At 42.5% G+C, this 9,251-nt stretch carries 7 protein-coding genes and 2 pseudogenes; 3 read left to right on the top strand and 6 right to left on the bottom strand.

Annotated elements, in window-relative coordinates; genetic code table 11:
• The 3 genes and pseudogenes from OOJ59_RS28215 to OOJ59_RS13200 all read right to left on the bottom strand — a co-directional run.
• Positions 1-128 (bottom strand): annotated as a pseudogene (locus tag OOJ59_RS28215) (GTPase family protein); the annotation flags it as partial.
• A 472-nt stretch (positions 129-600) separates the two neighbouring features.
• Positions 601-1,284: a hypothetical protein gene (locus tag OOJ59_RS13205; protein WP_182095807.1), complete on the bottom strand. Its 684-nt coding sequence runs from the start codon at positions 1,282-1,284 to the stop codon at positions 601-603.
• A 48-nt stretch (positions 1,285-1,332) separates the two neighbouring features.
• Complete coding sequence (locus OOJ59_RS13200) at positions 1,333-1,677, bottom strand: FxLYD domain-containing protein (protein WP_020324802.1); 345 nt, start codon at positions 1,675-1,677, stop codon at positions 1,333-1,335.
• Positions 1,678-2,262: 585 nt separating this feature from the next.
• On the opposite strand from OOJ59_RS13200, the gene OOJ59_RS13195 reads away from it, so the two are divergent.
• Entirely contained in the window at positions 2,263-3,189 is a 927-nt protein-coding gene (locus tag OOJ59_RS13195; RefSeq protein WP_038434467.1) for a WYL domain-containing protein, read from the top strand.
• A gap of 243 nt (positions 3,190-3,432) precedes the next feature.
• Here the strand turns inward: OOJ59_RS13195 and OOJ59_RS13190 are convergent.
• The 3 genes and pseudogenes from OOJ59_RS13190 to OOJ59_RS13180 form a co-directional block, all read right to left on the bottom strand.
• Positions 3,433-3,561: pseudogene (locus OOJ59_RS13190) on the bottom strand (GTPase family protein); the annotation flags it as partial.
• A 186-nt stretch (positions 3,562-3,747) separates the two neighbouring features.
• On the bottom strand, positions 3,748-5,625 hold the full coding sequence (locus tag OOJ59_RS13185) for a UvrD-helicase domain-containing protein (protein WP_182095808.1): 1,878 nt from the start codon (positions 5,623-5,625) through the stop codon (positions 3,748-3,750).
• On the bottom strand, positions 5,622-7,937 hold the full coding sequence (locus tag OOJ59_RS13180; protein WP_160956261.1) for an ATP-dependent nuclease: 2,316 nt from the start codon (positions 7,935-7,937) through the stop codon (positions 5,622-5,624). Before OOJ59_RS13180 ends, OOJ59_RS13185 begins: the two co-directional genes overlap by 4 nt.
• Positions 7,938-8,413: 476 nt before the next feature.
• Here OOJ59_RS13180 and OOJ59_RS13175 point away from each other — a divergent pair, with 476 nt between their 5' ends.
• Entirely contained in the window at positions 8,414-8,740 is a 327-nt protein-coding gene (locus OOJ59_RS13175; RefSeq protein ID WP_160956260.1) for a hypothetical protein, read from the top strand.
• A complete protein-coding gene (locus OOJ59_RS13170) occupies positions 8,730-9,239 on the top strand; it encodes a hypothetical protein (RefSeq protein WP_160956259.1) in 510 nt (169 codons plus the stop codon). The genes OOJ59_RS13175 and OOJ59_RS13170 overlap by 11 nt, the downstream gene beginning before the upstream one ends.
• The last annotated feature ends 12 nt before the right edge of the window (positions 9,240-9,251 follow it).

Below are 9,251 nucleotides of genomic sequence, written 5' to 3'. Positions count from 1 at the left end.
CCCATAATACCGATCATTGGCTCGTAATTTGTCAGTTGACGAATTTGCTGCATAACTTGTTCTGAGGCCCATTCTGGTAAGCCTATAAGTGAGCCCTGCAGCGAATGCAAGCCTTCCTGATTTCTCATGGCATCTCCTGAATTTAAGAATAAAAAACGGCGAACCCTTATGGATTCGCCGTAATGATGTTGCGTTCAGAAGGATGATATATGTCTGAAATTATTTCGAATGCTTATACACCGGACTCTTTCAGGATTTTCTGAAATTGCAATTCTTACTGGTAGGCTAATTCATTACTCTTTATAGGTAAAAAGGGGACGATATTTACTTTTTGAACAAACATAAAAAGCACCGTTAATTAGCCGGTGCTTTTTATATTGTGATTACTTCTTCATTGGTGGGATTTTAGGACCGCTAGCTGGTGCAAAAGAGCTCTGGGATGTTGTCTGACCTGAGGTCTGGCGACCATATCCTGGAAGTTGGTTACCTTGTTGTGGCCGAGCAACCATTTGCAGCCCCTCAGACATTACCTGAGCACCATTTGTTACCATCTGTAGCCCATCCTGAATCCTGATCTGTCGACCGTCAAAAGTCGGCATGCTAGTTGCTTTCGGTGTCTGATTCTTTGACATTTGAAGCCTCAATGTAATTTTCAAATACGACCATTTTACCGTATTCTTTGGAAAGATAGATAAACCCCGTCGTCCAGAGAACTGCTCCCGTTTCGGAATTGAGTACAGTTGCATTTAGAAGCCCTAGTTCCTGAGTTTTGTCATTTTCGTTATACAGATAGACAGTCCCATGAATGAGCATGTTGTTTTCATGCAACAGAACGTAGCATTGCCCGGTATTTCTATGCATGATCTCAACCGACCTTATAAAGGCATTATCATCACCGTATTTATTTGAAATACCCTTACGTAGTAATAGTTCATGAAATGTTCGCTTGGTTGCAAGATAGACAGCTATCAGCCCCAACGGGATAGCACAAAGCCCGCCCAGCAAGATCTCCAGTGGATTAATTGCTATCTTTTCCTCATTGGGAATTGACCAGACCGACAGTAATCTCCAGCTTATGGATTTGGTATCACCGATCCCTGCAATCAGTTGAAATAAGCTCACAGCTGCCTGCATTGCCAGATAAGTAACGATACCAAATACAACCGACATCAGAACATATCGAAATGAATCCCAGGATTTATGTTGAGTGTAGGTATCATAAATTAGTGCCATAATGACACCAGGGATCATTATTGTTACCAGAGATACTGTTAGTGTGTTCATTTATATTCCTGATAATTTACTCTTACGAACAAACCATTTAATAAAACTTCAATTTATAACGTTAATCTCGGTAACCTTAAAACTATCAGGCTTAACAGAAAAACTATTATAAGGAGCCTGTACTTTCCAGCTCTGTCCGGCCTCCAGACTCTCTACCATAGCGATGGTTTGCCCCACTACGGTATTATTCTGCAGAAGATTAAATTTCACGAACACATGCTTTAGTGTTTGATTAGTAGTATTAATACCATTACCTTCAATTTGCTGCATCCCATTTGGCGTTGTGGCAAAATGAAGATCAGAAAGTGCAACCTGCTGGCTACTATCTGCTGCGAACACTGAACCAGAAACCACAGCTGTAGTAAGAATGATATTACGAAGAATTTTTTTCATTACATTACCCTTTAAATAGAAGTTGAGCTATGTATAGCAATTAAAGGCAGGCCACATTGACCTGCCTAGCACTGGTTGAACTATTTAGTCTTACGACAAGCCGTACAATGAGGAATGACAAGGACTTTACCCTTTTTCGGCAAAATTACCTTACCAGTCTTTTCATGAATGGCTTTTGTAGCAAAAGTGATTTCACAATCCTGTTTACAGCGTGGGCAGTAGCCCATTCGTGGTGTGGTCATATACCACTCCTTATGTTGCACGGAGTGCCATTTCACCGGAGGCAGGCTTGTCGGCTACGCTATAATTAACGTATACTCAACATTCTGATCAGCAAGACTCAGTGGTGAATGACGCTCCGCAGAGTTTTTGTTTTTCTGGTGAGGGACTGTCTGCAAACAGTCCCTCACCATCCCCTCGGAAATAATCCAACCAGACCAACGACTTCACCTGAATGAACCTTCCTGAGCTATCATGTCGATTTGATTACTTTCTCGACTGAGGTAATCCTATCTCATTGCGTAAAGCAGTGCAACATGTGATAATGCACAGTATATTTAATATATCATAAATTGGAGCGTATCGATGACGATGTTTCATGATGTTCATCTGGAACTGCTGGTCGACGCCTATTCACTTCCCCAGGCAGAACGACTTGCGTACATAGATCTCTGTATTCGCTATCTTGGCAGCATCTCCAGAGCTGAAATTATGGCTGAGTTCAAGGTTGCTCAGGCTGCAGCATCTAAGGATCTTGCTCTCTATCGGGAGTTAAAACCGGATAACTGCTGCATTGATACTGCAACCAAAAGAACTGTTATCCTTGCAGACAGCTATACCCCACTAATTAGGATTGGTGTCCACACGGCCCTTAACCTTATTCAGTATGGGTTTACACGCTCCGAATTAATGCAAAAGCGCCCAATGCTACCCATTGATGAAGTGGACCCGCTCTATCAGCCGGAACGCCTCAAAGAAGAACAGGTAGCGGCGGTAACAAGGGCAATAAAGGGACAATGTGCCATTAGATGTTCCTACGGTTCAAAAAGTGGTGATCACAGGGAAAGGATACTGTTTCCATCAGCATTGTTTGTTGATCGTAAGAACTGGTATTTCAGAGCTTATGACCGAAATGAGGAACAACCACAGCGCAGTGGTTTTAAGAACTTCAAACTATCCAGGCTTTTTGATGCTCATTTGGAAACAACAATTTCGCCGACTCTTGCTGAGAAGACGGATAGAGAGTGGGACGAAGAAATCACTTTTATCATTGAATTTAAAAAAAATTTACCAAAAGAAACAATTAATGAAATATCGCGCGAGTTCTCTATAAATGGTAACGTCCATTCCGTCACTTGCCGTGCAGCTTTGGCCTGTTATGTAAAAACCAATTGGAAAATTGACTTGGTCAATGATGAAAATAATAAGTGGTTATACTTTGACGTACTGAATGCAGAGGCTTTACAAGAAGTTCAGTGTTTAGCACCATTGTTTGAAGAAAAAAATGGGTAAGCATGACAAGCCATTATCTTCGGCCTTCAGAGGCGCTAGCAACCATGCGGGAGTTGCTGCCCTTGCCATCTTCAGCGGTGATACTGTGATGCTCGCAAGTAAGCATTCTGCCTCTCAGCCGACTACTGCAGAGTGAAAAGATTCTGGCAACATTATAAGTAAAAGCCTCTGACGCAAGCGCGTCAGAGGCTGTAGGACCGCATTGTTGCGATAATGCGATCAGTAACCAGCCTGTACCGGGTAGCCCATAATACCGATCATTGGCTCGTAATTTGTCAGTTGACGAATTTGCTGCATAACTTGTTCTGAGGCCCATTCTGGTAAGCCTATAAGTGAGCCCTGCAGCGAATGCAAGCCTTCCTGATTTCTCATGGCATCTCCTGAATTTAAGAATAAAAAACGGCGAACCCTTATGGATTCGCCGTAATGATGTTGCGTTCAGTGAAATAATATATGTCTGAAAAACTTTAGATAACAGAAATTCAACAAATAAAATCAGCAATATAATAAGAAGTGAAAATAATATCCTCGCTAATTATTGGCTGGATATAATTCAAGCTAACTTAGATCATGCTGCCCTAGAATTGTCGATGCAGGGAATAAATTTTGCTCAACGATTGCCGCTTGAGCGACGGCGACATCTGGAACAAAGATGACAACGGCCAAGTCTTTCAGCGCACGGGAGCAACAGACATAAAAAAGGCGACGAGTACGGTCGAGTACTGACTCTTTGCCCTCTTCAAGATTGGCTAGATCATTGTCGGATAGGGGAATGTATTGAAAATATTTCCCATACGAATATTGGCTGAAGCGAGCTTCTTCATCATCAATAACGACCAATACGCGCTCGAACTGTGCACCTTTTACACCATGATGAGTGGCAAAAGGTGATTCCTCTGAAAGGTAGCGGCGGTATGCCCAAAGTTCATGGGCATTGCATCTTAGATAGTTCTGAACATTTTCGAAGTCATCATTACCATCATTCACAGGTTCATCACTTAAATGATTTTCAAAACGATCGTCAAGACGTAACAGCTCGCAGTCTTTAACATGTAGCAATATATCCCGAACTGTTGCTTGTGATCCTTCTTCTAACAGTGCAAACAGGCCATCGATGCCTTGTTGTAGTTCATTTAAAACTGCCACCATAGCTTGACCATGCAGTCGTAACGGCTCCAGCTTTGGACACTCGCTACGCATAATCGACATAATCTGAAATTGATCGTTTGCCTGAGCCGCAGCAAAAATTGGAAGTATATGCTGGACAAACGGACGAAGCGGCCAAGCTGACCCATCGTTCACCCCTTCACTCAAACTCATCGGTGCTTTATCAGTAAGAGCAGCAAATAAATTCGGGAACCCCAGTCGATTAGCTGCCATACGATGCACCAAAACAAGAAGACGAACATCACCTTCGCGTGTATCACTTAACCATTGTTCATCGCTAGTTTCATTTGCAAGGTAACGTCTGACAGATGTCAGATAGGCACTTCGTTCCACATTTGAAGGCAAGATGAAAAGATTCACTGTGCCTGATACAGTTTGTTCAACGCCATCTACGATAGTCGTTCGACCACGAATTTGTTGGAGACCATCCCCAGAAGCACGAATCGAATTGATAACACCAAGTACAGACGTCGGACATCTGAAATTCTCTGGTTTTGTAATTTCAGCCCACCCATCACTTAACGGAATAGCACCAGCTCCGCTCATATAGATTTTCTGCATCGGATCACCAAAAAATCCTATGCACATGTCAGGATTGTCATTAGCAATAGTTCGAAGCGCAGAGATCACATCAGGATCGGTATCCTGACTTTCATCGACAAAAACAAATGGAAAGCGCTTGGCTACAATCCTTCTCAAAAGTGGATGAGCCTCAACACAAGCAGGGACGAGTTTAAGAATATCATCGTGACCTAAAATACCCTTAGCATAGTTACTTCCTGTCCCGTAGATAAATTTATCAACATCATCAATGCACTCAAGTTGAGCAGAGAGATAGGCAATTTCATCTTCAAGACGAGATTTTGTTTTAGCTTGTGTTCTGGGCTTATCATAATGGGCTTGCTTTTCAGCTATTTTTTCATGTATTCGCGCTACGACCCACTTTGCGATATCTAAATGAAAAGGTCGGATGACCGACCAAAGAAAGCTATGAATGGTTGAAATATGAAATAACTGCGAGTTACCAACGTCAGCGGCAATCTCACCAACAGCTACCTCTGTATACGTGATACAGGATATTTTTTGCCCGGCACGACGTAAAGCAGAACCACGGGTATCAGCCAAATGTGCCAGGGCTTTAATGAGAGATGTTGTTTTACCTGAACCAGCACCGGCTACCATGACAAATGAACGTGGTGGCGAGCTATCCAGACAAGCACGAACATCAATATCTGCCTGTGTATCAGGGCTACCAATGCGACTGGTCATGCAACCCTCCCACCATCTGTTTCAGCTAAAGCGACGGACATATCCTCAACATCCTCTTCCTGACCTTCTGCAACTTCTAGTTCCGGCGGGGCTATTTCAGCTTCGAGCCATTTTAATCCTTCAGCAATGTATGTTGGGACAGACCATTCATCCGGTTTTTTAAGAAGTAAATTCAGAGCAAAATCAGTTTTACTAAAGCTTTTTGATTGCACGCGCTTGTGAATGCGCTGGGCCAGTTGCAGTAGATCCATACTTACAGCTCTGGCAATACGTAGCTTGAGTGGCTTACAGCCCACATCTTGACACCAGGACAGATTTTCAAGTGCAAAAGCTTCCTCTAAAGTACGGCCAGCAAGTGCCAGTGTCTCCTCTTTCCATGTAACATTTGTCTGACACTGGTAAGCAACACGAACCAAAGCGTCACACTCAGCTGTGCGGCTTTGTATTTTCATTTCCTCAGTTGCTTCCCATAAAGCGGCAACGGTGTCACATTTCGGTAGCCACTGCCGAAGTGTTTGATTAGAGGTCATAGCTCCAGGATGACTGGCAATACAAGCCTTTCCTGGTGTTTCTGTGTTGGCCTGTTCTTCCTCATCATCATCAGGTTCCTCGCCATCATCATTTGCAGCCGGATTTTCTGCAAGACCATCTAACTCATCTGCTCGAGCTTCTGTTGCATCTTGTACCGGAGGAGTACAGTACACACTATCCAGATCAGTAATAATGAGTGTAGTAAGCCCAAGATATTCAATTAGTTTTTGGAATCGATAGCCAAAAGCACCGCCAATCTCAAGGACTGTTAGGTAAGAGGATTTTAATCTAGGTGCGGCGGTAGCAATCATTTGCGGGAGCAGTAGCCGCTCAACATTGCCTTCTACAAGTACAGCCCCGTCGGCAAAAAACAAATCACAATGGGTCAGCTTCAAGTAACGCTCAAGAAAGTCTCGAATTTCAGGATCAGTATTATCATAAAAAACAGAGAGATTGAGCACATCTGTTGCCGACATATTTGATGAACGCTTCCGCCGAAAGTAACGGATCGGCCGAAAACCACGTTCGTAAAGAATATGAGTTGAATGAGAAGTCAACACCACTTGAGTGGTGTAGTGCATAAGCTCCTGACTCTCCATGGCAAGAAGGTCCATTATCTTGCGTATAAAAGCCTGCTGTAACTGTGCGTGGAGATGAGCTTCTGGCTCTTCAATAAAAATCAGGTGAACCGGTGGTCGATTCTCTTCTATTGCTAACCATTGGTTGTGGATGTCGAGTAATTCAACAACCATAAAGATCAGATTCTTAAATCCAAGCCCGTTATAACTATCGGGTAGTGTTGGTGGGGTAGGATTACCGTCATCCTCCCCCAACGCGTAATGTATTACAGCCCCATTTTGGTTGTTCATGATCTGCGCCGGGTCTAAGGCCGAACGAATCATCATGCGTGGGTTTGAAAGTCCAGGGTATCCGAGTTTCGCCAGACTTTTCAGCGTAGGTGCAAAAACACGTTCAAGATGCTGATTGAAAGCTGATTCAGACGCAGCTAAAGCAATTAATGCTTCATAATCTTCACCTTTTTGTTCAAGATTTCGTCCGTAAAAACGGCTGAGAACACGAGAAAGATCCTCCGAACGGGAACCTCCGGAACCATCTGAAAGATGACGCTGAGCATTCAAAAAGTTGATTTGGATAAGGCTGTTCAGTATTTCGCGACCACTTCGATCACGCCCTGTGAGCGGAGTAGGCTCATAGCCTTCCTCGGATATCATTTCCGCATTGAAACGTGCGGGATCAAGAACAAAATAGCGGAGTTCATATTCGTCATTGAGTCTATCGCGAAGATATTCCCAAAGATTACGAGGTGAAGGATCGTATTTGGGAGTTCCATTTTCATCTTTAGGTGTGGCATCGATAGCAAGCTGACGTACTGCGAGGAAGCGTGAACGGATTTCTTCAGGATTGATGGGGGAAAAAGCAACGCGCATTCCAACCAGAGAACCTGACCACGATAGGCTGGGGAGAAGATCGACTACACGATGAACATCATTCGGTGTTACTTCAAACCAAATATCAAGTTCCAGTGAAGGTAGCGACGCAGCATCCGCCCCTTCTCCAAATGTGACAATGTCAGTCCAACATTCAGCATTGAAGTCATGAATATTGAATCGGCTTTTACCGGTGAATAGTTGAAGTGCATGACCGACAGAAGTCTTACCACTGTTATTCGCCCCTACAAAAATTGAAATGTCTGAAGCAAGATCGATTACAACATCGTGTAGCCTTCTGAAATTACGAATTGCCAGCTTTTTCAAAAACATACATATCCCTCTTAACCGATTGGCACAAACCATAAAACAATTTTTAAAATGGGTTAGCCATAACTAATCGATAGAAATGAATTCAAGATCGTTGTAAATCAGATAAAAGTTAGTGCCATAACGAGGCAGCCCAGAGCGGCCTTAAGTTGACATTCTCAAATGCATATCTATGCACAAAATATTCTAAATGCTACCCATATGACTAGGGTGTTAAATTTTGATTGTCGATTCTGTTAAAAATCATTTTTTATCAATTAGTTGATTTTTTTTCACGCATCTACCAAAGCTAAATCAAATGTCATTTGCACCACCAGTAACTTTTGTAAGAACCTGATGATTGTAATCCAAGCTAGTACCTCGTTAGCGTTAATCAACCTACAAAACCAGTTGAAAAATCTTGCTCTCCCATAAAATTATCATAAAATACAGATTTTTAGTACTAATCCTATTTTTTTTGGTTTCACGAGGGGTGCAGGGTGGCAACATATAAAGAAATTGCAGATAAGTATGCAAAGCGAGTAGCTAGATGTCGAAATTTGGTTGAGCGTCACCATGAGTTGGAACGTATTCGAGCTGAAATCGACAGATTGACGGTAGATGGAAAGGCAATTAGTGAACAACAAATTGTTCAGTTGCTAAGGGAACTCAAAAAGTCTCTTCGTGAACTTGGTTTTGATGAAAGCATCATTTCATTCGAAACTTATATTAATGAAGAATTATCTAAATCTTCATCTTCTATTAGCAATGACGAACTTCTCTCTCTCATGAGAATGGTAGCCAAAGGACGAAGCCATGACAAATAACGAAATTCTCACATTACTTGTTTCGGGGGCTGCACTATTAGTTTCCGGCTACTCAGCAATACAATATAGACTGGCCAATGAAAATGCCAAAAAAGCTCTCATTAAAGCTGATGAGGCTCATTCGACTCAAAAGGCTGCTTTAAGCTTACAAGAAGCAGCACTAGAAAGTCAGATCACTAGCAGTATTGCAACTGCTGCGGGAATGGTACAACAAGCCGCATTGGCATTATCCAATATAGCTGAAAGCGCCCATAATTATGACATTTTTAAAAAAAACTATACTACGGCACAAGAAGTCTGGCTAAATGCTCATGATCAGGCATGTATGAGTTACCGTGAAGATAAATTAAATAAAGGCACCTTCAAAAAAACATATCAAGTTCCGATTAGGTCTATTGTAGAAAGTGAAGATTTAGAGCACTTCTTTAATCCCGCAGATAGTTCGAAATACCAATCAATCCTTACTGTTTACCGCGAGTGGGAAACGTCACAACGATGATACTACTTTTAG

Source organism: Citrobacter sp. W9 (genome assembly GCF_026719375.1).
GTDB lineage: Bacteria > Pseudomonadota > Gammaproteobacteria > Enterobacterales > Enterobacteriaceae > Citrobacter > Citrobacter werkmanii.
The sequence above is the reverse complement of the archived record's forward strand: the minus strand, read 5'-3'. Positions and strand labels throughout refer to the sequence as shown.